This is a genomic window from Nocardia sp. NPDC006630 (assembly GCF_040611495.1).
Lineage (GTDB): Bacteria > Actinomycetota > Actinomycetes > Mycobacteriales > Mycobacteriaceae > Nocardia.
Genome location: NZ_JBEXOK010000010.1, coordinates 128,080 through 149,163, shown reverse-complemented (window position 1 = coordinate 149,163; position 21,084 = coordinate 128,080). Strand labels below are relative to the sequence as shown.

The window sequence follows — 21,084 nt, the reverse complement described above, 5'->3', positions numbered from 1 at the left end:
CGACACCAGCATGTCGCATCGGAGCCACCATCGGGTGAACGGATGTGCGGAACAGCGACACATCTGCGTGACGATTTCGCCCCGGTCAGCGCACGGACGGCACGGTGGTCCGGAAGACCGGCCAGCCGACCTCGGTGCGCCATCGCGCGGTGTCCGAGGTATCGCGCTGGCCGACCAGGTAGTACTCGCGCAGCGGGCCGTCGACGGCGAGCGCATGGCGGGAAACGAATTCGGCCAGCGCCCCGTAGGCCTGATCGACATCGGCCGGCGATCCGGCATGTTCGATGACGGCCATCTCCACCGCCGGAATTTCCAGCGCGACAACCCGGCCGATCGGGCGCACCTCGCCGGTGCAGGGCAGGAAGATCGTTGCCTGGCCGAGGTGTTCGGTGAAGATGCTGTCGCCGAAGATGCCGCCCGGCGGGCCGTCGATGCGCAGCTGCTGCGCATGGAGTGTGGCGGTCAACTCGCCCAGCGCGCCCTGCGACCAGGCCGCACCGCTCGCGGCGTCGACGATATCGGTGATCGCGGCCGCGGGCGTCGCGGGCAGGCTGCGCAGTTCGATACGCGGTTCCTGCTGGGATACGCCGGGGGAGAGCAGGTTTCGCAGGGACGACACCGCGCGCTGGGTGCGGCCGAGTTCGTCCTCGAGCCGGGCCAGGTGGGCGGAGATCCGCTCATTGCGGGTCATCAGATCCGGTGCGGACAGCACCGCCTGGATTTGTTCGAGGGGCATGTCCAGGTCGCGGAAGCGCCGAATCACCTGTGCGATCGGAATCTGATCGGCGGTGTACTGGCGATACCCGGTATTCGGGTCCACTCCGGCCGGTTCGAGCAGCCCGATCCGGTGGTAGTGGCGCAGCGTCTTGACGGTCATGTGGGTGGCGCGCGAGAAGTCACCGATCGACAGATACGACAGCATGGGATCCATTCTGGATGCTCCCCTCGGGGGAGAGTCTCGCTGCCCGCAGCGCCCGGCAGCGGAGAGCGCAGGAGTCGGACCCGAAACGCGCAGCGTTCGATCCGCTTAGCAAGCGGTCCCGCGAACCGTCGCGGATCACTCTCCACGCTGGGGTACGAGGATTCGAACCTCGATTCACGCAGTCAAAGTGCGTTGGCCTGCCGGTTAGCCGATACCCCAGTGTGGGATGACGGTCTCATGAAACCGGCAGGGCAGCAACGGATTTACTGTCAGTCCTCCACGCGCAGGGCCTGGCGAATGGTCAGGCGGCCTTGAGTTTGCATGAGGGAGCGACGGTAAAGCTTCTCGGCGATGGATACCGTGCCGTAGGTCGCGGCCGCTGTCAGCAGGAGCGCGATGATGGGTTCCCACCAGGAGGCCGTGCCGTCGGCGAGGCGGCTGGGCATGGCAACGACGGAGACGAGCGGGATATAGGACGCGATTACCCGTGCGGGGCCGGAGAGGAAGATTCCGGCGAACAACACGATCATGATGACCATCGACAGTGGGGTAGAGGTGGATTGGAGGTCCTCGCTGCGGGTGGCCAGCGCGCCCGCCACGGCCCACAGGCTCGCCAGCGCGAGGAAGCTCACCACGAAGAACACGATGAACCAGCCCGCGGCTCCGGCGATCGGCGCGAGCTGATCACCCTTGCCGGTGGCGACCAGGCCGATCAAGCCCGCACCCACGAACAGGGCGAGCTGACCGAAGGCCATGGTGGTATTGCCGACCACCTTGCCGATCAGCAACTGCCGCAGGGGAATCGCGCTGGCGAGGATCTCGACAATGCGATTCTGCTTCTCCTCCACCACGCTCTGGGCGATGGCGATGCCGAACAGCACCGACGCCAGGTAGAACAGCAGGGCGAAGACGATGGCCGCGAGTTTCGCGAGCCCGGGATCGACACTCGCCTTGTCGAGCAGAATGTAGTTCACCGTGCTGCCGCGGCCGAGTTGCTCCAGTGAGGTGCCCGCGGCAGTGGCATTGTGCTGCAGCGTGATCTGCTGGACGGCGGCGCTGAGATAGGTGGAGGCGTCGTCGTTCTTCGCCGCCTTGCCGATCAGCTGCCAGCCCGAATCCGCGGGCAGCAGGCCGACATCGACGGTGCCGTCGCGAACCTGCTGGTCGAGGGTGGCGGCATCGGTCACCTCGTGCGTTGTGAAATCGATCTTCTTATTGGCGCTGTGGGCCAGGTTGGTCGCGGTGGTGACGATCTGAGCGGTATCGCTGCCGACGATCGCCACGGCGACATTCGTGGTGCGACCGCTGATGATGCCGCTGATCGTCAGTGAGGCCACGATGGCGACAATCGTCACGATCGTGGAGATCAGGAAGCCGCGATCCCGGAGCTTCACCGCGATTTCCCGCTGGGCGACGATGCGCCAAACACCGGCCGGGGCGGATTCGGCTGTGCGCTGGGCCGATTCGGGTGTTGGGGAACTCATGCCGTCACCTCTCGGTAGATCTCCGACACCGTCGGCCGCACCTCGGCCAGCTCCCGTACCGAACCGTGCGCCAGCGCGGCGGTGAGCAGATCGTCGGTGCTGGCCTCGGTGAGTTCCAGGAGTACGCCCGCGCTGTTGTTCTCGATGATATGAACTCCGGCGAAGTCGTCGAGCCAGCCGCTGTCGCCGCCGACGACCAGTCGATACCGCGCAGGACCCGAATTGCGCAGCTGCGCGGCCGGTCCCTGCGCGACCACACGACCCTTCGCGAGAATGACCAGATGGTCGCACAGGCGCTCGACCAGATCGAGCTGATGCGAGGAGAACAGCACCGGAACGCCTTGCGCGGCATACTCGCCCAGCAGTTCGGCCATGGCATCGACGGCGACGGGGTCCAAGCCGGAGAACGGCTCATCGAGAATGAGTGCGGCGGGCTGGGTGATGACGGCCGCCGCGATCTGCACCCGCTGCTGATTGCCCAGCGACAATGACTCGAGCTTGTCTTTCGCCCGATCGCCGAGCTGGAATCGCTCCAGCAATTGCAGCGCATGCTTTCTGGCATCGACTGCCGCCAGCCCGCGCAAACGCGCGAGATAGACGAGTTGATCGAGTACCGGCTGCTTCGGATACAGGCCGCGTTCCTCCGGCATATAGCCGAAGGATCGCCGATCCGCCGCGGTCACCGCCCGGCCCTGCCAGTTCACGGTGCCGCCGTGGGTTGCCAAGACGCCCATGATCATTCGCATGGTGGTGGTCTTGCCTGCGCCATTACCGCCCACAAATCCGGTGAGCGCACCGGGCTGCACGGTGAAGGACACATCGTCAACAGCGACATTGTCGCCGAATCGGCGCACCAAATGCGCGACTTCCAGCATGAATTCTCCCCATACGGTTCGACCGGCCGACTCGGGCCGGCCGGTTCTCATCTACTGCTAGCGGCGTCCGGTACCCGGTTCGTCGGCGACCAGGTGCAGTCGTCGATCCATATCGGAGACGAACACCCGCTCCGGGTCGACGGAATCGCGGATGCGCCGCCATTCTTCCAGTCGCGGATACATTGCCCGCACCATCTCCGGTGAGGTGCGCGAGTCCTTGGCGAAGTACAGCCTGCCCCCGGCCGCCAGCACCCGCTCATCCAATTCCGTGCAGAACTCGTGCAGTCCGGGCGCGATCGGAAAGTCCAGGCTGAGCATGAATCCCGGATGCGGCCACGACAGCGGCGCGCGGTTGCCCGGGCCCATGCGCTTGAACACATTCAGGAACGAGGGATGGCCCGAATGCGCTATCGCACGCACCGCATCGGCCAATTGGTCCTCGGCCCCGAACGGCATCGACAGCTGGTACTGCAGGAAACCGCGCTTGCCGTAGGCGCGATTCCATTCCCCGAGTAGATCCAGGGGGTGATAGAACTGCGTCAGATTCTGGATCCGCCCGCGCGCATGCTTCGGAAGCGCGTGATGTGCGGCCTCGGCGAGAATACGGGCCGTGAACCTGTTGACCATCCCGCTCGGGAAGATATCGGGCACCGTGAACAGTTGCGGCGCATCGAACTTCAGTGGATCGGCGCGCATTTCGACCGGCAACTGGTCGAGTGTGGCAAGCGATCCCCGGCTGAACCCGGCTCGCCCGAGCTTCGCCCCGGTGCTGATGGTGTCGGGCACCGACATCGAGTATTCGTAACCGTCGTCCGAACCGCCCGTGAGCAGTTCCATGGTCTCTTCGAGTGATTCGGTGCGGTCGTTGTCGACAATGAAATACGCGGTCTCGGTGTGCTTCATCCGCACTCGCGCCCGCACGACGATCCCCGTCAACCCCATCCCGCCGATGGTCGCCCAGAACAGCTCCGACCCCGCCCCCTCCGGCTCGAGCCTGCGCACCGAGCCGTCCGCGGTCAACAGCTCCATCGACACCACATGATTGCCGAAACTCCCATGCGAATGGTGGTTCTTCCCATGGATATCGCACGCAATAGCACCGCCCACGGTCACCTGCCGCGTCCCCGGCAACACCGGCACCCACAACCCGTGCGGCAAAACGGCTCGCATCAACTTGTCGAGGCTGACCCCCGCATCCACATCGACCACACCACTATCCGGATCCACACTGTGAATCCGATCGATAGCAGTCATATCGACAACCAGCCCACCCCCATTCTGCGCCGGATCCCCATAACTCCGCCCCAGCCCCCGAGCTATAACCCCCCGAGGCCCCACCTCCCGCACCGCCCGAGCCACCTCATCGACATCAGCCGGCGAAAGCACATCCGCCACAGAGGAAGCCGTCCGACTCCACCCACTCAAAGCCCGCCGATCGATCACCGTTCCCCCTGAAGTGATAGTCACCCGGCCACGGTAACCCCGCTTCCCCCACCTCGTCCGCCCCCGCCCCCGACCAGGGGGTGCTCCGCGAGCATTGTGCTCTGCCCATCCGGTGGGGGCTTGGCGGTCATCGCCGAAGTCGAGGGAAATCCACATTGGCATCACATGTCGCGTACCCCGACGACCGAGACGCACGTTCACAGACAGACGCAGACTTACTTTCTATGTGTGAAGATCTGAGCGTCACGTACGAATCATGTTGACATATGGGGGAATTGAATGGCATTCGCTGAAGCTGCCGCGCGTCAGCTCGTTGAGCGGATCGGCGGTGGGGTGCGACAGCGGCTCGACGCTGTCGGCCGGCTCGTCTCCCACAGGATCGGACTCATGCTGGCGGGGAACCCGCAAGCGCTCGGGGAGGCGCTCGGTGACGAGAACCGCTCTGCCGTACCCGATCCTGTCGTGAGAAACAACTGACGCTGGACCTCGGTCTGACATGTGCCGAGTGGAGGCGCCCTCCGGTCGGCACCGTTGATCCGGCCTGAACCGGCTCCAGCCCGCTAGTGGCCGGTATCGCAGACAGGTGCATCGGCGCCGAAATGCGGCACGCGCAGGGGTGAAGTATCGTCCTCGGTATCGGCGGAAATTATGTCGGTATGGCTCGAATAGTCGTGCGTGCCAGCGTGATTGGAACTCCGATGATCGCGCTGTCCCGGAAAGACTCGTCCCGCAAGGAGACAGATGATCACCGTTCCTGCGTTCTTCGAACGATCCGGCGAGGAGTTCCGGCCGCTACCACTCGCCCGCAGCCTCTGGTCAGATCAAGCTCTGCTGGGCCCTGCGGTGTGCGGGCTGCTCGCACACGAACTCGAGCGTCAGTGTCTGCCGGAGGGCTTCAGCCCGGCGCGGTTCTTCGTCGAACTACACCGTCCCGTGCCCGCGGTCCCACTCTCGGTGCGCACCAGCACCTCTCGCAACCAGCGGCGACTGTGTGCCGCCAGCGCGGAACTCATGGCAGGGGACACGCCCGTCGCGCGAGCCACTCTCGCGTTCCTGCGGAAGTCGGGGCCACCACCGGGTGAGATGTGGACCAGCACTCGCAAACCGCCAGTTCCTCCGGACGACTTTCCCGACGACCAACAGCTCTACGCAAGTGACGAGTTCGGCGGCTGGTCGACCGAACTGAGCGACCACATGAACTCATCGCGTAAGAGGACGTGGATGCCGCGGGTGGGCGAGCTTGTCGCCCGCGAGAAACTGAGTGCCTTCGTAGCCGCGGCGATCCTCGGTGACCAGGCGAATCTTGTGTGCCACTGGGGGACGGAGGGGGTGGGCTACATCAACATTGATCTGTCGATGACGTTCGCCCGACTACCTGAGTCCGTTCCGATGGGGATGGGGATCGAGGTGGACAGCCAATTCGCCGCCGAGGGCATCTCCTCCGGAACCGCGATCGTCTACGACCATGACGGTCCGATCGCCACCGCGACGGTCAGTGCCCTCGCCAATCCGCTCCGGCAGGTCGATCTGGCATCCCTCGGCAAGGAATCGGTCGCCGAGGCCTCCTGAGCTTGATCTCATCCCTGGGTGTTGTGGCGGATCGAGTCGCTGGTCCGCCACAGCGACGGCGAAGTCCTGCCGACACGTAATGCGCGCTCAACGTGGCCACGGTCGGCGATTCACGACATCCGCATCCGGCCCCCGCGGCGATGTCGGCCGTCGTGTGTGGGTCTCCTCGGGGCTCACAATGATCAAGTCGAGTTGCCTGAGCAATGACTGTGGAACCTGTCCGCCCTCGAAATGGTCGGATCCGGGCACGATCACCGCCTGCGCGTCGAGGCGGGTGGCCTGAGCCTTGAGCCGGGCCAGCGGCCGCCGTCCCGACAGCGGGTCGTAGCGGACCATGCCGGAGAAGTCGTATCCGAGGCGAGCTGCGAGATCGCGAATCTGCGATTCGTCCCAGAACCGGCTGGCGCCGGACACATCGGTCCGCAGATAGCCCAATGCTGTTGGCTTGTAGAGCATTGCCTCCCCTTGCGGTCGATCGCCGTTCTGTCCGACGGGCAGGAAGTGCTCCATGTACACCCCCGGTTCGTTGGCGGACTCCCCTTCGTAGGCGAGGACCTCTAGCAGGCCGCCAGGGAACTGCACGAGCCTTGTGCGCCAAGTCATTTCGACCTCTGTCCGTTTTGGGTATGCGCTCGAGGCCAGCGATGGGTTCGGCTACGAGCGTCCATCTGTGACGGTAGGAGGCAGTTGTCTTGCAATGCCACGAAATTGCTTGAGATTTCTTGACAAGAGAGCGGACGTGCACTGAATTTCGCGCGATACTGGGAGTCTGGTAACTCTCATACGGAGGCACTGTCATGCGCTTGCGTTTTCTCGGTAAGAACACCCAGGGCAACCATTCACCGACGCTGTACGCCTCGGACCGCGGCACCTACGTGTGCCAGGGGTGGCGGGTGCCGAATCAGCCGGAGTTGATCGAAATACCGCACCCGCTACTGGCTTACCTCGAGCCTGGTACGTGCCTCGGTGCACTGTTGCACGACACCGGGCACGGCACGTTTACCCTAACCGGCGACCCGGTCATCGATCCGGAAGCGCTGGCACAGATGGATACTCCAGCTCACGAACGCAGTGTCGAAGTGCCTGTCGGGAAAGAGATTCGCCGCGATGCTGCACATGATTGACGACAACTTCACGAGCCTGTTCCGTACGTGCCAGCGGTCGGCATTCCATCTGGAAGTGCAGGACAGCTACGAGACGCCGGAGGAATCGACGCCGTTCCAGAAATTCTTGAACGGCGAGCGTGACGATTTCGCTTGGCTGCAAGGCTGGTTGGATCTCGTCCGGGAGTCCGGGGATCGTGGGGTGGCCTTCACTCGCGTGCGGGTCGTCACGGAACCGCATGTCGACTACGTCCGATGGAGTCTGGTCGTCTCGCCGCTGAATATCGAAGCAGGCGAGGATGTTCGGTATCTGCCGCGCCACCTCGTCAATGCCGATGAGCTGCCTGCAGACGATTACTGGCTATTCGACGACGCGACCGTCGCGTACACGATGTTCAGCCCAGACGGTGCAGCTGCCGGAGCGGCTGTCACCACGGACCCCGCGTTCGTGAAGCATTGCGTCGAGATCCGCAATGCTGTGTGGGGGCAAGCGATTCCGTATGCCGATTACCGGCGGACTACCGTCACTGCGTGACCACCGTCCACAAGGCGCGCGAAGCGCTCGGAGCGCAGCTTCGAGATCATCGCAGAGATGCTGAACTGAGCGGACGCCAGCTCGCCGAGCTTGCGGGCTGGCATCCGTCCAAAGTCTCGAAGATCGAGTACGGCAAGCAGACACCGACCGAGGACGACATTCGGACCTGGTGCACGCTCACGAACGCGGAAACCTGTATAGCCGACCTGGTTGCGAGTCTCCGCAATATCGAGTCGGCATACCTCGAATGGCGGCGCTCGCTCGGAGCCGGCATCCGCCGGGCGCAGCAGAAGGTCAACGAAATCGAGTCGGCAACTACGCTCATTCGTGGCTACGATCCTGCTCTGATACCCGGCCTGCTCCATACTCCGGAGTACGCGGAAGCGATCTTCCGGCAAGTCGCGGACTTCAATGGAACTCCGAATGATGCCGAGGAAGCGGTCGCGGCACGGATGGACCGGCAGCAGCGGTACCTGTATCGAGGCAATCGGCGCGTCCACTACCTCATCGGTGAGCAAGCCCTCTATACGACGGTGGGCGATGACGATGTCATGTTCGGGCAGCTCGACCGGCTCCTGACTGCGATGTCACTTCCTCGGGTGCTCCTGGGCATCATTCCGTTGATGGCCCAATACCTGGTGTCCGCAACGAATTTCATCATCTACGACAATCGCCTGGCGGTCGTCGAAGGCGTGACCGCAGCACTGACCATCACGCAACCGCGTGAAGTAGTGGCATACGGGCGTGCCTTCGAGATGCTCGCCGACCAGTCGGTAACGGGAGACGCGGCGCGAAAGCTGGTCACCAAGGCGTTGGAGGCTCGACGAGAGTCCGCGTTTCGGCCCCGTCGCTAGTGACTGTCAGCAGATCGGGTGAGGGTGATGAGGGGGATTTCCCATGGGACTTGGGATTGGAATTGGGTGATGGAGTCGGCGACGGCGGGGGAGGAGTCGACTATTGTGTGCCAGATTTGGGGGCGGGTTTCGGCGGTGGCGACTGTTGCTGAGACTGGCCAGGATTCGGTGCCTACCTCGATGGTGGCGGTGGGGGTGGCGATCAGGTTGAAGTACCAGCCGGGGCGGTGGGGGCGGCCACCGTTCGCGGCGAAGATGACCACGTCGTCGCCGCGGCGAATGTAGGCCAGGGGCCAGGTGCGGGGTTCGCCGGTGCGGGCGCCGATTGTGGTGAGAAGCAGGAGGTTACGGTCGGTGAACTGTGCGACCTGTCCGCCGTTGGCGCGGAATTCGTCGATGATGCCTTGGTGGAGTTGCTGGCGTGTTACATCGGTCATGCGCCTACCAACTGATCCGGGCCGCAGGATATTGCCGGAACTGCCACATCATTCGAGGAGAATCATGGAATTGCTGAGCCCAGTACCCACCATCAAAGGGCCGGACACGCTCTTCACCGGCCACGTGTGGATCGACACCATCTACCGCGGTGAAGACCCGTCCCGCACCCGGTTGAACTCGGTGCGCTTCAGCCCCTGCGCTCGCACTGCCTGGCACACCCATTCCGTCGGCCAGACCCTGCACGTCACCGAGGGTATCGGGGTGGTCGCGACTCGTGACGGGCGAGTGATCGTCATGCGACCCGGTGACACTGTGTGGACGCCGCCAGGTGAGGAGCATTGGCATGGTGCGACCGCAGAACACTTCATGACACATCTCGCGCTGTGGGAAGGCGACGAGGTCACCTGGGGCGTGCACGTCACTGATAAGGAGTACGCCGACGCGCAGCCGACTGCGAACGGCGAATCGCGCTGACTTTCAACACAATCGGGTACTTGAAGCCATCGGTGGCGGCGCGCGGGTTCAGGGAACCAGCACGATGCGCTGCCCGGGGGCGGTGGGGGTCTTCCATGCCTGCTCGACCTGATCCAGTGGCATCGGGAGCGGATCCACGGCCAGGGTGCCGGAGGCGATTTCTGTTACGAGGGAAGGTAATTCGGCCAGGATGCCCGCGGTCGTCACTGAACCCTGGCCGCTGCCCATGATATTCAGATTTCCCGCGCGCAGCAGGAATGACGGGAGCGTGATGTCGGCGCCGGCCATCGAGCCGATCTGTATCCAGGCCAATGCTTTCGAGCGGTCGGTGCGGGCGGTCAGAAGTGCGGGCATGGCCAGTTCGGTGGGGTGACCCCACAGGTAATCGATGACGACGTCGACATCTGCGGCCGCCCGGGCGAGACGGTCGGTGATCTCGGTGTCGCTGCCATCCAGGCTCACCACCTCGTCGGCGCCGAGACTCTTGACCAGTTCGAGGCGTTCCGCATCGCGGCCCGCGCCGATCACCCGGGCGGCGCCGAGGTGTTTGGCAATCTGGACCGCAAGCTGTCCGGCATTGCCGGTCGCGCCCATGACCAGCACGGATCCGCCCGGTTGGAAGGCGACGCGGCGGCGCAGCGCCACCCAGGACGACATGGCGGGATTCATGGCGGCGGCCACGGCAATCGGATCGGTGCCCGGGGGCAGGGCGATGGCCCGCCGACGGTCAACGACGGCATATTCGGCCATGGTCCCCAATGCGGTGTCCAGGGCGACGAAGTAGAGCAGTTCACCCTCAGCCGTGCGACCCACCGCGTCGACGCCGGGGATCATCGGCAGAGAACCGTCGGAGCTGTAGTGGCTGCCGTCCGCTGCTGAGCGGACTCGTGGATGTAGCCCTGCCGCAACAATATTCACGAGGACGTCGTGCTCGCCCGAGGCGGTCGGCGTCGGGAAGGTGTCGAAGGTTGGCGGGCTGTCGAAGGAACGGACAACTGCGGCATGCATGAGGTCTCCTGATTCTGCGCCGGCGGGATAGTGGCCGGCGGCCGGAAGGTGTCGCAGCCAAATTGGTTCGCGGCACGTACTAATTTCCCTCAGGTTAGTTTGTGTCGCGTACTAGGTCAAGTAGGCTGGCGGTATGACCACTGATCCCGTCTCGACCGTGTTCACCGACAGTAAGCCGCTGAACACGGTGGACGCCCTGGTCCAGCTGTCTTTTCTCATCCAGCGCGTACTCGGCGCGGTCGGTGCCGAGCACGACCTGTCGATCATTCAGATCAGGCTGCTCGGCGTCCTGCGGGACCGTCAGCCCGGAATGCTCGAACTCGGCGCTCACCTCGGCCTGGACAAATCCTCCATGACCGGCCTGGTCGGTCGCGCCGAGAAACGCGGCCTGGTCCAGCGCTCGCCGTCCCCGCGAGACGGCCGTGCGGTCCTGGTCTCCCTCACCCCGGCGGGCAGTGCGCTCGCCGAGCAGTGCACCACGGAGATCGGCCGCCGAATCATCGGTCTCACGGACGGGCTGACCACCCCCGAACTCGTCGAGCTCACCCGGCTCAGTGATGCCGTTGTGCGCGCGGCCGGAGCGAACGACTAAGTCAGACAACGACTCCCGAATCCGGCACCCCTGCGTAATCGGGCAGTTCGACACCGTTGATCGCGCGATCGATCAGGTCGGTATCCCACTCGGGTTCGGCGCTGGGCTCGGCGTCAGGATCGGGGACGGCGAGGCTTCGAACGTGCAGCCGGCCGATCTCCTGATTGGCCTCGACGAACGAGCGCATCCGCTTCTCGTAGCCGGCGAACCCGGCCTCCGGGTCCCACCCGGACGCGGCCAGCTCTCCGGCCAGCAGGTAGGCGCCGACCAGCGCCAGCCCAGTGCCTTGACCGGACATCGGCGACGGGCTGAACGCCGCGTCCCCGAGCAGCACCACGCGCCCATTCGACCAGCGGTCCATCACCACCTGGGCGACCTGGTCGAGGTAGAAGTCAGGGGTGTCGTCCAGATGCGCGAGGATGCGCGGGGTCAACCAGCCCATATCGGCCGTCCGCTCGCGCAGTAGGCGCTTCTGGGCCTCGATATCGCGGTAGTCGACCTGGAAATCCCCGGCGGAGAAGGAGAGCATGGCCATCGCCCGGGTGGTGTCCCGGAGGGGCCGCAGCCCGGCCGAGCGACCGGACTCCTGGAAGTCGATGAGCCAGCGGTCCAGCCCGAATTCGTTTGGCACACTGTAGAAAGCCAGCACGAGCCCGAGATGGCGGATGAACCGCTCCCGCGGCCCGAAGACCATCTCGCGCAGCGAGGAGTGCAGCCCGTCCGCCCCGACCACCAGATCGAAGCGCCGCCGGTCGCCGCCGGCGAAGGTCACATCGACCCCGTCCGCGTCCTGGGTGAGCTCGGCGATCCGATCGCCGAAGAGGTATTCGACCTCATCGCGGGTGTCGTTGTACAGCACCTGGGACAGGTCCCCGCGCAGGATCTCGATCTCCGAGATGTACCCGTCGCCGCCATCGTCGTCCGCACGATAGGTCTCGAGCACCTTCCCGGCCTCGTCCACGGTGTACGCGCCGGCGGTCTGAGTCCTAGCGGCGCGCACCGCCTCGTCCAACCCCATGCGCCGGATGACCTCCTTGGTCACCCCGCGCGCATCCACCGCCTGCCCACCGGGACGCAGCTCGGGAGCTCGCTCGACCACGGTCACCTCGGCCCCTCGCCGGCGCAGCCAGTGCGCCAGGGCGGGTCCCGCGATGCTCGCTCCTGCCACCAACACTCTGGTACCGCTCACTGCGCCTCCTGCTCACCTGTCCGGATCACGCCCGGAACGTCTGCTCTGTCCCACCTCTATCGGTGTATTCAGAGGTATGGACGCCGGATCCACCGAAAATTCATCGGTGCGGCCGAGATCGTCTCCACGCTATTGCGAACACCCGGAGCCCACGGACATGTTCGGATATTGGCGGCGACGCGTTGCCGAGTGGCTTCACACGCCGGTCTGGCCGTCGATCCGTTCCCGGATGAGGTCGGCATGCCCGTTGTGCCGGGCGTATTCCTGGATCATGTGCGTGAGGATCCAGTGCAGGCTGTACCGGTCGCCGGTCGGCTGATGGACACCGAAGGTATCGAGCGACTCGCAGGCCTCGGTGATCTCGCGGGATCGGGCACATGCGCTGTGCCACAAGCGGAGTGATTCGTCCGCATCCGCAGTGTCGACGTCGAAGTCCGAGCCGTCCGGGGCGTCGGCCTGCCAATACATGAACGGAGTGTCGTCCGCCTCGGACAGGACCCGGGCGAACCAGCCCAACTCGACATCGGTCAGATGGCGGACGAGTCCGAGCAGCGACAACCTCGACGGCTCAACGGCCCGCAGACGAAGCTGATCGGCGGAGAGCCCGGAACACTTCCGGGCCAACGTTTCTCGATGGAATTCCAGGATGCTGACGAGCGTCTCGCGTTCTCCGGCAAGTTCGTGCGCTTCGGTCTGATGCGTCGACTCCATTCGTTCATGATGCCGGACGGCGATTGTGCAGCGCGCTGCCGAACTGATCTCGCCCCGTTGATCTTCAGACATGCCATGGGGCCGCATGATGGAATTGCGGTGGGGGGTCCCGGCGAGAACGTTGATTATTCGGTAGCGAGTGCGCAACGACAGGGAGTGGCAGATGGTGACGATCATCGGTGGCGGAATTGCGGGTTCGGCGTTGGCGGGAGCGCTTGCGCGGCAGGGGAAGTCGGTGCGGTTGTATGAGGAGCGGCCCTCAGGCTCCGGTGGGGGTGCGTTCCTGTTCATCGATGATCGCGGGCATCGTGCGCTGGCGAGCCTCGGAGTGGATGCTGCTGCCGTTGATGCCGGGTCCTATCCGGTGACCGGGGGCATCACATCGGCGAACAACCTCGGGCGGCGGGGTTCGGCAAACGGTCGCGGACACCGGTTTTGGATGCGCCGCAATCTGATCGCGATCCTGGAAGACTTTGTTGCCACGTCCGGCGCGGAGGTGAACTACGGCAAGCCAGTCACCGATATCGCATTCGCGCCGGGCGGATACACCCTCGTTCAGGGTGATTCCCGCACTGCCGCAGACGATCTCATCATAGGAGCTGACGGCATAGATTCGGTTGTGCGAGCCGCCATCGAACCCGATCGACATCCGGAGTACGCCCGCGATGTGGTGGTGTACGGCATGACGAGTGAGCCCCTCACCCTGCCGACCGATCCGTCGACCCTGCACTTCTATGCGGAAATCGCGGCCGACGGCAGCCCCTTGAGTACCTTCGGGCACATCTGGCGCCCCGGAGACAGCGCAGCGGTCTGGTTCGTGCGAATAACTCGCGCCCCACTGACTTCCGGCGATGACATCGGTATGCGGCCGATCGCCGACTGGGCGGATGCGATTCGCGACGCGACACCGTCGAACAAGGTGCTGATCGACGTGTTTCTGGCAACCACCGAGGAGGTCCATGTGAGCAATGCACGCAACGTCCCGCTGGCCGCGGCTTCCGCGCCGTCCGAGCGGGCACTGCTGGTCGGGGATGCCGATCACGCCATCACCCCGGCTGCTGGCGTCGGCGCCCGCGACGCCCTGGAGGACGTGCACGCGGTCTACGATGCGGTGGTGGCGGGTACCTCGCCCGCAGCCGCCATGGCAGAGCGCCGCCGGCGGATCATCGCGGACCGGGAACTCGTCCGCCGCCGCAGCGCCCGATAGCCCTTTTCAGGAGGTTGCTATGTGTCGCCTGTTCGGAATGTCGGCCGCACCGCAGCGCGTGCGCGCCACCTTCTGGTTGCTGAACGCACCGGACAGCCTCGTGCAGCAGAGCCATCGGGAGCCCGACGGGGTCGGACTCGGCACCTTTTCCGCCGACGGTTCGCCGCTGGTGGAGAAGCAGCCGATCGCGGCGTATCAAGACATGCAGTTCGCACGTGAGGCCAGGGAGCGCGAGTCGGCGACTTTCATTGCGCACGTGCGGTTTGCCTCCACCGGCGGTCTGGAAACACGCAATACGCATCCGTTCGAACAGCGCGATCGTCTCTTCGCGCACAACGGGGTGCTGCAGGGTTTGGATGAGCTGGACGCCGAGCTGGGGGAGTACCGCAGCCTGGTCCAGGGCGATACGGATTCGGAACGGTTCTTCGCCCTGATCACTCAGCGCACCGATAAGCGCGGTGGTGAGGTGACCGCGGGCATCGCCGATGCCGTGCACTGGATCGCCGACCGGCTGCCCGTCTACGCGCTCAATCTGATTCTGACCACGGCCACCGACATGTGGGCGCTGCGCTACCCCGATACGCACGATCTCTTCGTCCTGGAACGCCCCGCGGGCGGTCAGCATCTGGACCATGCCGGTCGCGCCGGAATACGTTCGCACAGTAGACAACTCGCGGACAACCCCGCCGTTGTCGTCGCCACCGAACGCATGGACGCCGACCCGGGGTGGCGGCCGATGGCCTCCGGTGAACTACTGCATGTCGATGGCGCGCTGGGCGTGCACTCGACCATCATCATGAATTCCCCACCGCGCCATCTGCTTTCACTCGCAGACCTCGATCCCACCGCAGCCGCCTCGCAAGCCGCAGTGTGATGGATCTGCCACGTCACACCACCTCGGAACCGCTCGCGAGGCCGACCCGGCCCTCTGATGTGGCGGGCGATGTGCGGTAGTCCTCGATTGTCATGGAGTTGTACAGTCGTGCGGTTTTGGAGACGAGACGGATGAAGGCCCGGCTGGGCCCCGTGGGCAGCGCGGAGATCAAGCGCGTGCCCTGGACCAGCCCCGACACTCCCAGCCGGGACGCGGGGACCAGGGTCTTCGCCGCGCTCAACGCGGCTGCCCGGCTGCCACGCACGTGCTCCGCCATCGCGCGCTCGTAGGCGGGGAAGGCGCGCTCGTGGTCACCGCCCGCCCGCGCCAGCTCCCCGGCGAGGATGTACGCGCCGACAACCGCCAGGGTGGTGCTGCCGCCGACGGCCGGTCCGGGGCTGTAACCCGCATCCCCGACGAGCGTGACTCGGCCCCGGGACCACGTGTCCATATGGACCTGGGTGATCGAGTCGAAGTAGAACGCCGAGGTCCGGTCGAGCTCATCCAGGCAGCGGTCCACATCAGCATGAAAGCCGCCGAATGCCTTGCGTAGCAGCTCTTTCTGCCGGGGCACGTCACGATGGCCGAGGTCGAGCTCATGCTCGCTGCGGTACAGGAACAGTGCCCGCGCATCGCCCAGGTGCCGCGCGCCGTAGATGCCGACGGTACGGCCGACGCCGACGTGGATGCGGAGCTCGCCATCGAGGCCGAAGGTGTTGGGCAGGGTCAGCACGCCGAGGTAGGCCCCGATGAAGGAGCTGAAACGGGACTCGTCACCGAAGACGAGGCGGCGCACATTGGAATGCAACCCGTCCGCTCCGACAATGAGGTCGAAGTGCCGCGGCGCGGTGTGCTCGAACCGCACCTCGCCGTCGGGCGAGATCGCTGTGATCGAGTCGCCGAAGAGATACTCGACATCGTCGCAGGTGGCGTCGTAGTAGATCGCGCTCAGGTCGTCGCGCATGATCTCGAAGTGCCGTTCGGACGTGGCGCCGAAGATCTTCGAGAGGTCCACCCCGACGGGTCGCCGTGCGCCTTCCCGGCGGAGTGTCATCCGCTGTGTCCTGCTCGCCCATTCCTCGACGCGCGGGAGCACGCCCATCTGCTCCGAGATGTCCACAGCGGGCTGGAACAGGTCCACCGCATGGCCGCCGGTTTTCCGCGGAACCGCCGCCCGCTCGACAACAGTCACCGTGAAGCCGTGCCTGGTCAGCCAGTACGCCAGCACCGGACCGGCGACGCTGGCGCCGGAGATGAGAATTCGCATGAGCCTGCTCCTTGGAACGTCCGAGCGTGTGCTTTGACACGTTGTAAGAGTTCTCCATCTCTTACAACGTGTCAAGGTTATGTCCGAACGCCTAACATTCTCGGAATGGCCGACTCGCATGACACCGCCGCGCCGCCGCGCCGCCCTCGATCCGACGCCAGGCGCAGCATCGACGCCATCCTCAATGCGGCCCGGATGGTGCTCGGTGAGCGAATCGACGCGAGCATGGAGGACATCGCCGCCGCGGCCGGCGTCACGCGTCAGACCGTCTACGCGCACTTCTCTTCACGCGACGCCTTGATCGCCGCCCTGGTCGCGGCCGCAGCCGCCGAATACGATGCTCTGCTCGACGACGCGGGCCTCGACACCGCCCCGCCCGCCGAAGCGCTGGCCCAATTCCTCAGCGCCGGTTGGCGATTCCTCGGTCGCTACCCGATGCTGCTGAACGCCACGGCGGCCGCGATCCCGCGGCCCGAAAGCGACCCCCACGACTTCGGACCCCCGCGGCTCGAACAGCTCATCGAGCGAGGCCAGCGCACAGGGGATTTCGACCGGTCATTGCCCGCGGCATGGCTTGCTGCTGCGATCTTCGGACTCCAGCACACCGCCGTGGCGCAGGTCGCCGCCGAGCGCCTCGCCACCGATGAGGCGGAGGCGCTGTGCCTGGAAACTACCTTGCGTCTCTGCGGCGGAGCAGTTCAGCGCTGAGTCTCGAATTCAGCTGCAGCAGTTGGGATCCAGCACCAGGCAGAGCGCCGAGAGCGCTTCCCGCCGGGCCCGGTGATAGATATTCATGCCCTGGCGCTCGGACTCGATCAGTCCGGCCTTCTTCAACTGCCCGAGGTGGTGGCTGACCGTCGACTCGGCCAGTCGCACCGCCACCGCGAGCTCCCCGGTGTTCTCCTCGCCCGCCGGACTGGTCAGCAGCAGTGACATGAGCTTGACCCGCACCGGATCGGCAATCGCCTTGAGGCGCAATGCCACTGCCAATGCGGCATCGTCGTCGATCGGCCCGGCGGCCACGGGTGAGCAGCAGACCGGAGCGGACATATCGATGATCGGCAGTGCCTTGGGCATGAAACCCACCTTACCGACTGTCTTGACATATGTCGAAGAGGTAGCAGAAACTGGACCCACCAGTGATTCGACATATGTCTCACAAGTGGAGGTTCTGATGTCTCGCGTTCAGCTCGCCCTCAATGTCGACGATCTCGACCGTGCGGTCGCGTTCTATTCGACCCTTTTCAACACCGCCCCCGCCAAGCGCAAGCCCGGATACGCCAACTTCGCCATTGCGGAACCGCCGCTGAAGCTGGTGCTGCTGGAGAATGCGGGAGCGGGCGGCACCATCAACCACCTGGGCGTCGAGGTGGAGGCCTCCGACCAGGTGCACTCGGAGATCGCCAGGCTCTCGGCCGCCGGGGTATTCACCGAGGAGCAGATGGCGACGACCTGTTGTTTCGCGACCCAGGACAAGGTGTGGGTCACGGCTCCGGATGCTGAACGCTGGGAGGTCTACACCGTGCTGGCCGACAGCGAAACCTTCGGCGTGACAACGGAAATCGCACTGGCCGGCGATGTCGAACAAGGCCCATGCTGTGGAACCGCCGACGAGGCCGCCGCCGTGAGTGCCTGCTGCGGCAGTGCGGCAAAGGCCGATGCGATCGCGTCCGGCTCCCGCTGCTGCGGCTGAATACATCGATGACCATACTGAAACGACGGCTGCTGGCCGAATTCCTGGGTACTGCGCTGCTGGTATGCGTGGTCGTAGGTTCCGGTATTGCGGCACAGCAGCTTTCGCCCACCGACATCGGGTTGCAGCTGCTGGAGAACTCGACAGCGACCGTGCTGGGACTGGCCGTGCTGATTCTGGTGTTCGGCCCGGTGTCGGGTGCGCATTTCAATCCGGTTGTGTCCGTGGCGGACTGGTGCGCGAGCCGCCGCCACGGTACCGGCTTGACCGCTCCGGAACTGGTGGCATACATCCTCGCGCAGATCGCGGGCGGAAGCCTCGGCGCCGTGCTGGCAAATGTCATGTTCGAGCGGTCCGCGATCCAGATCTCCACCCACCATCGTGTCACCCCGGGACACCTGATCGGCGAGATCGTCGCCACCGCAGGCTTGATCGCGGTCATCTTCGCACTGGCCCGCAGCCATCGCGGCGGGCTCTCTGCGGCCGCGGTCGGCGCGTACATCGGTGCCGCGTACTGGTTCACCAGCTCCACATCCTTCGCCAACCCCGCAGTGACCGTCGGCCGCATGTTCTCGAACACGTTCGCCGGTATCGCTCCCGCCTCGGTACCACCATTCCTGATAGCCCAATTCATCGGCGCCGGAATCGGATTCGCACTCGTCAGCGTCCTCTACCCGAATACTCCCGCTGCAGCCGACGACGTCGTCGTACCCCACCCGCCGAACGGAGCGGACCTCCCATGACCGACAGCCCCAGCGTCCTTTTCGTCTGCGTGCACAACGCCGGACGTTCACAAATGGCCCACGGCTTCCTGAACCACCTGGCCGGTGCCGCGATAGAGGTCCGTTCCGCAGGCACCGCGCCCGCCGAATCCCTGAACCCGATAGCCATCGAAGCAATGGCCGAACTCGGCATCGACATCACCACCCAGCAACCCAAAATCCTGACCCCCGACACCGTCCAAACCAGCACAGTCGTCATCACCATGGGGTGCGGCGACGCCTGCCCTTACTTCCCAGGCATCGACTACCGCGACTGGCAACTCGCCGACCCCGCCGGCCAAAACCTCCCAGCAGTCAGGCTAATCCGCAACGAAATCCACACCCGCGTAACCGCTCTCATAGCCGAACTGCTCCCCGAGCTCGACCCGGGACAGCATCGCACCAACTGAACCGCCGCCACGAAACCGGCCTGAACGGTCAAACTTCCCCGCAGACGGTATTTTTCACCGTCCCCATGAGTTTGTGACCGCTCAGGCCGGTCCGCCCCGATCAGTCGCGGTGCCGCGATCTGGCTACTGTTGATCCGCATGACACACAGCGAGGTCGAGGTCACCGCGGAGTTGGTACGGGACCTGCTGCGTGATCAGCACCCGGACCTGGCCGATTACCCTGTGCGGCTCGGTGCACGCGGCTGGGACAATCAGCTGTGGCGGCTCGGCGGCGATCTTGCCGTCCGATTGCCCTGGGCGACAGAGTCTTCAGATGCGCTGCTGTACAAGGAGTACACGTGGGTGCCCACCCTTGCCCCACGTCTTCCGCTGCCGGTCCCCGTACCGCAACGCTTCGGTGAGCCCTCCGAGCGGTTCCCTCGTCCCTGGATCGTCACGACCTGGGTCTCCGGCACTCCCGCCGACCGCGCTCCCATCACGCGTGCCGTCGAATCGGCCACTGCCCTGGCCGTTTTCGTGTCGGCGCTGCATCAACCCGCTTCGGAACAAGCTCCTCTCGGCCGAGACCGCGGAGGGCCGCTGGCCGACTATTCCGAGGGGTTCGCCAGACAGCTTGCCTCAGCCACCGAATTGGGACTCATCCGCGATCCGGGAGCCGTCCGCGCGGTCTGGGAACACGCTGTCGCCGCGCCGAATTGGGATGGGCCGCCCCTGTGGCTACACGCCGATCTGCATCCCGCGAACGTTCTCACCACTGTGGGCACCCTCTGCGGTGTGATCGATTTCGGCGATCTGTGCGCGGGCGATCCGGCCTGCGACCTCGCCGCCGCCTGGATTCTCCTGCCCGACGGCGCTATCGACCTCTTCCACAACACCTACCAGCCGACCCCGGATGCCGCGACCCTGCGCCGCGCCCGTGGATACGCCGTGCTGCGCGCCCTCGCCGGCCTCCTCATCGGCCACGCCGGCGACCGCGGACTCCCGGGCGGAAAACCCACCTGGGGACCACCCGCCCACAGAGCACTGCGCCGCCTCATCTCCACTGGCGACTACTGATCGCGACGCTCAGTGCATCGAATAGCAACGTGCCGAGAGCATCTCGGGCCATTCTCGCGCCGCCCATATGTGCTTGCGGGCCCTGCCGGCGCACCTTGTGCAGACTTCGGCGGAGGACAACCGCCGCCAGTACCGAGGTGCCAGGTTCGTGGTGAGGTGAGCTCATAGAGTGATGCGGGTGAAGATGCCTGGAGACCTCATCAAGCTGCTGGAGCAGCCCGCGTTGTGTTATCTGGCCACCACCATGCCGGACGGGTCGCCGCAGTTGACCCAGACGTGGGTGGATACCGATGGGGAGCATGTGTTGATCAATAGTGTGCTCACGCATGTGAAGACGAAGAATATTCAGCGGGATCCGCGGGTGGCCTTGACGGTTACCGATCCTGAGCAGCAGCGGCGGTATTTCCAGGTGCGGGGGCGGGTGCTGGAGGTGCGGACCGAGGGTGCGGTGGAGCATATCGAGGCGCTTGCGCAGCGCTACCTCGGCGGGCCGTATCCGTGGTTCGGGGGACGGGATCAGGTGCGGGTGGTGTTTGTCATCGAGCCGGAGCGGATCAGCGGGATCTGAGCGGGCGAGATCGCGGTGTCCGAATCTTGCCAGCCTGGTGAATCGGTCACC

Annotated in this window: 25 protein-coding genes and 1 tRNA gene; 14 read left to right on the top strand and 12 right to left on the bottom strand. The window is 65.1% G+C overall.

Going from position 1 to position 21,084, the window contains the following annotated elements; genetic code table 11:
• Positions 1 to 85: 85 nt before the first annotated feature.
• The 5 genes from ABZX86_RS29055 to ABZX86_RS29035 form a co-directional block, all read right to left on the bottom strand.
• On the bottom strand, positions 86 to 931 hold the full coding sequence (locus tag ABZX86_RS29055; RefSeq protein WP_355127839.1) for a MerR family transcriptional regulator: 846 nt from the start codon (positions 929 to 931) through the stop codon (positions 86 to 88).
• A gap of 138 nt (positions 932 to 1,069) precedes the next feature.
• Positions 1,070 to 1,141: transfer RNA gene (locus ABZX86_RS29050), tRNA-Gln, on the bottom strand.
• 50 nt (positions 1,142 to 1,191) lie between these two features.
• Positions 1,192 to 2,406, bottom strand: coding sequence for an ABC transporter permease (locus ABZX86_RS29045; RefSeq protein ID WP_355127838.1), 1,215 nt, complete (start codon positions 2,404 to 2,406; stop codon positions 1,192 to 1,194).
• Positions 2,403 to 3,281 (bottom strand): ATP-binding cassette domain-containing protein, encoded by an 879-nt coding sequence (locus ABZX86_RS29040; RefSeq protein WP_355127837.1) that lies wholly within the window; start codon positions 3,279 to 3,281, stop codon positions 2,403 to 2,405. The genes ABZX86_RS29045 and ABZX86_RS29040 overlap by 4 nt, the downstream gene beginning before the upstream one ends.
• A gap of 57 nt (positions 3,282 to 3,338) precedes the next feature.
• The gene (locus tag ABZX86_RS29035) at positions 3,339 to 4,724 is read right to left on the bottom strand and encodes an FAD-binding oxidoreductase (RefSeq protein WP_355128300.1); all 1,386 of its coding nucleotides are present in this window, start codon (positions 4,722 to 4,724) and stop codon (positions 3,339 to 3,341) included.
• 741 nt (positions 4,725 to 5,465) lie between these two features.
• Between ABZX86_RS29035 and ABZX86_RS29030 the strand changes: the two genes are divergently transcribed.
• The gene (locus ABZX86_RS29030) at positions 5,466 to 6,293 is read left to right on the top strand and encodes an acyl-CoA thioesterase domain-containing protein (RefSeq protein WP_355127836.1); all 828 of its coding nucleotides are present in this window, start codon (positions 5,466 to 5,468) and stop codon (positions 6,291 to 6,293) included.
• Positions 6,294 to 6,380: 87 nt separating this feature from the next.
• On the opposite strand, the gene ABZX86_RS29025 is transcribed toward ABZX86_RS29030, so the two are convergent.
• A complete protein-coding gene (locus tag ABZX86_RS29025; protein WP_355127835.1) occupies positions 6,381 to 6,896 on the bottom strand; it encodes a hypothetical protein in 516 nt (171 codons plus the stop codon).
• Positions 6,897 to 7,090: 194 nt separating this feature from the next.
• Here ABZX86_RS29025 and ABZX86_RS29020 point away from each other — a divergent pair, with 194 nt between their 5' ends.
• Genes ABZX86_RS29020 through ABZX86_RS29010 form a run of 3 tightly spaced genes read left to right on the top strand, consistent with a single transcriptional unit; the run spans position 7,091 to position 8,785 of the window.
• Positions 7,091 to 7,417, top strand: coding sequence for a hypothetical protein (locus ABZX86_RS29020; protein WP_355127834.1), 327 nt, complete (start codon positions 7,091 to 7,093; stop codon positions 7,415 to 7,417).
• On the top strand, positions 7,401 to 7,931 hold the full coding sequence (locus ABZX86_RS29015) for a DUF6879 family protein (protein ID WP_355127833.1): 531 nt from the start codon (positions 7,401 to 7,403) through the stop codon (positions 7,929 to 7,931). Before ABZX86_RS29020 ends, ABZX86_RS29015 begins: the two co-directional genes overlap by 17 nt.
• A complete protein-coding gene (locus ABZX86_RS29010; protein ID WP_355127832.1) occupies positions 7,928 to 8,785 on the top strand; it encodes a helix-turn-helix transcriptional regulator in 858 nt (285 codons plus the stop codon). The genes ABZX86_RS29015 and ABZX86_RS29010 overlap by 4 nt, the downstream gene beginning before the upstream one ends.
• Here ABZX86_RS29010 and ABZX86_RS29005 read toward each other — a convergent pair.
• Positions 8,782 to 9,222, bottom strand: coding sequence for a nitroreductase/quinone reductase family protein (locus ABZX86_RS29005; protein ID WP_355127831.1), 441 nt, complete (start codon positions 9,220 to 9,222; stop codon positions 8,782 to 8,784). The genes ABZX86_RS29010 and ABZX86_RS29005 overlap by 4 nt on opposite strands.
• A gap of 64 nt (positions 9,223 to 9,286) precedes the next feature.
• Here ABZX86_RS29005 and ABZX86_RS29000 point away from each other — a divergent pair, with 64 nt between their 5' ends.
• Positions 9,287 to 9,697 (top strand): cupin domain-containing protein, encoded by a 411-nt coding sequence (locus ABZX86_RS29000; RefSeq protein WP_355127830.1) that lies wholly within the window; start codon positions 9,287 to 9,289, stop codon positions 9,695 to 9,697.
• Between the two features lie 48 nt (positions 9,698 to 9,745).
• Here ABZX86_RS29000 and ABZX86_RS28995 read toward each other — a convergent pair whose 3' ends face one another.
• Complete coding sequence (locus ABZX86_RS28995) at positions 9,746 to 10,705, bottom strand: zinc-binding alcohol dehydrogenase family protein (protein ID WP_355127829.1); 960 nt, start codon at positions 10,703 to 10,705, stop codon at positions 9,746 to 9,748.
• Positions 10,706 to 10,838: 133 nt separating this feature from the next.
• Here ABZX86_RS28995 and ABZX86_RS28990 point away from each other — a divergent pair, with 133 nt between their 5' ends.
• The gene (locus tag ABZX86_RS28990; RefSeq protein WP_355127828.1) at positions 10,839 to 11,297 is read left to right on the top strand and encodes a MarR family transcriptional regulator; all 459 of its coding nucleotides are present in this window, start codon (positions 10,839 to 10,841) and stop codon (positions 11,295 to 11,297) included.
• A gap of 1 nt (position 11,298) precedes the next feature.
• Here the strand turns inward: ABZX86_RS28990 and ABZX86_RS28985 are convergent, their stop codons facing one another.
• Both ABZX86_RS28985 and ABZX86_RS28980 read right to left on the bottom strand, forming a co-directional pair.
• Positions 11,299 to 12,486 carry an FAD-dependent monooxygenase gene (locus ABZX86_RS28985; protein WP_355127827.1) on the bottom strand — a complete coding sequence of 396 codons (1,188 nt, stop codon included), beginning with the start codon at positions 12,484 to 12,486 and terminating at the stop codon, positions 11,299 to 11,301.
• 195 nt (positions 12,487 to 12,681) lie between these two features.
• Positions 12,682 to 13,374: a DinB family protein gene (locus tag ABZX86_RS28980; protein ID WP_355127826.1), complete on the bottom strand. Its 693-nt coding sequence runs from the start codon at positions 13,372 to 13,374 to the stop codon at positions 12,682 to 12,684.
• Between ABZX86_RS28980 and ABZX86_RS28975 the strand changes: the two genes are divergently transcribed.
• The gene (locus tag ABZX86_RS28975) at positions 13,361 to 14,404 is read left to right on the top strand and encodes an FAD-dependent monooxygenase (protein WP_355127825.1); all 1,044 of its coding nucleotides are present in this window, start codon (positions 13,361 to 13,363) and stop codon (positions 14,402 to 14,404) included. The genes ABZX86_RS28980 and ABZX86_RS28975 overlap by 14 nt on opposite strands.
• Before the next feature lie 19 nt (positions 14,405 to 14,423).
• The gene (locus ABZX86_RS28970; RefSeq protein ID WP_355127824.1) at positions 14,424 to 15,278 is read left to right on the top strand and encodes a class II glutamine amidotransferase; all 855 of its coding nucleotides are present in this window, start codon (positions 14,424 to 14,426) and stop codon (positions 15,276 to 15,278) included.
• 13 nt (positions 15,279 to 15,291) lie between these two features.
• Here ABZX86_RS28970 and ABZX86_RS28965 read toward each other — a convergent pair whose 3' ends face one another.
• Positions 15,292 to 16,545 carry an FAD-dependent monooxygenase gene (locus ABZX86_RS28965; RefSeq protein WP_355127823.1) on the bottom strand — a complete coding sequence of 418 codons (1,254 nt, stop codon included), beginning with the start codon at positions 16,543 to 16,545 and terminating at the stop codon, positions 15,292 to 15,294.
• 105 nt (positions 16,546 to 16,650) lie between these two features.
• Between ABZX86_RS28965 and ABZX86_RS28960 the strand changes: the two genes are divergently transcribed.
• Positions 16,651 to 17,253 carry a helix-turn-helix domain-containing protein gene (locus ABZX86_RS28960; RefSeq protein WP_355127822.1) on the top strand — a complete coding sequence of 201 codons (603 nt, stop codon included), beginning with the start codon at positions 16,651 to 16,653 and terminating at the stop codon, positions 17,251 to 17,253.
• A gap of 9 nt (positions 17,254 to 17,262) precedes the next feature.
• Here ABZX86_RS28960 and ABZX86_RS28955 read toward each other — a convergent pair whose 3' ends face one another.
• Positions 17,263 to 17,622 carry an Rv2640c family ArsR-like transcriptional regulator gene (locus ABZX86_RS28955; RefSeq protein WP_355127821.1) on the bottom strand — a complete coding sequence of 120 codons (360 nt, stop codon included), beginning with the start codon at positions 17,620 to 17,622 and terminating at the stop codon, positions 17,263 to 17,265.
• A gap of 97 nt (positions 17,623 to 17,719) precedes the next feature.
• On the opposite strand from ABZX86_RS28955, the gene ABZX86_RS28950 reads away from it, so the two are divergent.
• The 5 genes from ABZX86_RS28950 (at position 17,720) to ABZX86_RS28930 (ending at position 21,033) form a co-directional block, all read left to right on the top strand.
• Positions 17,720 to 18,238: an ArsI/CadI family heavy metal resistance metalloenzyme gene (locus tag ABZX86_RS28950; RefSeq protein WP_355127820.1), complete on the top strand. Its 519-nt coding sequence runs from the start codon at positions 17,720 to 17,722 to the stop codon at positions 18,236 to 18,238.
• Between the two features lie 8 nt (positions 18,239 to 18,246).
• Positions 18,247 to 18,981, top strand: coding sequence for an MIP/aquaporin family protein (locus tag ABZX86_RS28945; RefSeq protein ID WP_355127819.1), 735 nt, complete (start codon positions 18,247 to 18,249; stop codon positions 18,979 to 18,981).
• Positions 18,978 to 19,409, top strand: coding sequence for an arsenate reductase ArsC (locus ABZX86_RS28940; RefSeq protein ID WP_355127818.1), 432 nt, complete (start codon positions 18,978 to 18,980; stop codon positions 19,407 to 19,409). Before ABZX86_RS28945 ends, ABZX86_RS28940 begins: the two co-directional genes overlap by 4 nt.
• A 138-nt stretch (positions 19,410 to 19,547) precedes the next feature.
• Entirely contained in the window at positions 19,548 to 20,465 is a 918-nt protein-coding gene (locus ABZX86_RS28935; protein ID WP_355127817.1) for an aminoglycoside phosphotransferase family protein, read from the top strand.
• Between the two features lie 172 nt (positions 20,466 to 20,637).
• Complete coding sequence (locus tag ABZX86_RS28930) at positions 20,638 to 21,033, top strand: PPOX class F420-dependent oxidoreductase (protein ID WP_355128298.1); 396 nt, start codon at positions 20,638 to 20,640, stop codon at positions 21,031 to 21,033.
• The last annotated feature ends 51 nt before the right edge of the window (positions 21,034 to 21,084 follow it).